Genomic DNA, 535 nt, shown 5'->3' with positions numbered 1-535 from the left:
CGAATATCGTTCATGAAATGAAACGACGGTATCCAGACATAAAGGTAGAAGTAAGCGAGCCACTTGGCACACATCCTTTAATGAGACGATTAATTGAACAACGTATTTGTGACGCATTAGCAGGTGACGAACAACAAGTTGGAGTTATGGTTGTTGCACACGGCAATATTAATGGAAATTTTACTAAGGCACACGAAGAGTTACAAATATGCGCTCAACATTTGCAGATTAATAAACCTACTTATGCGAGAACGCTATATGGAGAGATTAGTTTTACACATGATTTAGAAAGCATCTCGAAACGGTATCAAAAATTGATTGTCGTACCATTATTTTTATATGACGGAAGACTTGTTAACAAAGTGAAGCAGCAAATGAATGACATGGTTATTAATACAGATATACACTTCACACCTTCAATTAACTTCGACCCAATTTTAAAGCAAATCATTAACGATAGATTAGAAAGCTTAATGATTCCGATGAAAATATAAAAGCACTAACGAAAAATTAATACCTTTTTTTGAAATAAATA

The 535-nt window shown here is 33.8% G+C and carries 1 protein-coding gene; it reads left to right on the top strand.

Annotated features, from left to right (window positions below; all coding sequences use genetic code 11):
• The coding region (locus IDG60_RS27225) for a sirohydrochlorin chelatase (RefSeq protein ID WP_206160410.1) at positions 1-494 on the top strand (494 nt) is incomplete at its 5' end.
• Positions 495-535 lie beyond the last annotated feature (41 nt).

The sequence above is a fragment of the Staphylococcus sp. EG-SA-2 genome (genome assembly GCF_017152085.1).
This window is presented reverse-complemented; position numbering and strand designations above follow the sequence as displayed.